1 pseudogene is annotated in these 424 nt (G+C 57.1%); it reads left to right on the top strand.

The features are described 5' to 3' along the window. Positions 1-295: 295 nt before the first annotated feature. A pseudogene (locus tag HU811_RS27200) lies at positions 296-424 on the top strand (outer membrane porin, OprD family); the annotation flags it as partial.

Raw genomic sequence — 424 nt, 5'->3', positions numbered from 1 at the left:
CGCCGTTACCGCAGCAATGGATATGTACCCCCTCCCACAGGGATTACATCCATACAATCAACTTTTGCCGTTCGATAATCGCCCAAAACCCGCAAACGGCAATTGAACCGATCCCGGGCCGCCCATCACCATCGCTCGCACAAAACCAATAACAACAGGTTCGATGCCATGCCCACACGCCCCGCCTCACCCGGCTGATCCTCGACAGCCTTCACGCCGCTGGTTCCACCGTACCGTCTGCAACCAAGGTTGCGGCAACGACCCGCTTCGTCCACAAAAAAATAGAGACATGCCCATGAAACCGACACAGCACTTTTTCCCCAGCGTCATTGCCGTCGCCCTGACCAGTACCGCCCTGCCCGTTCTAGCCGCGGAATCGGGGTTTGTCGAGGATGCCAAGGTCAATCTCAACCTGCGCAACTTC

The organism is Pseudomonas tehranensis (assembly GCF_014268615.1).
Classification (GTDB): Bacteria; Pseudomonadota; Gammaproteobacteria; order Pseudomonadales; family Pseudomonadaceae; genus Aquipseudomonas; species Aquipseudomonas tehranensis.
Note: the sequence above shows the minus strand (reverse complement) of the source record. Positions and strands in the feature narration are given on the sequence as shown.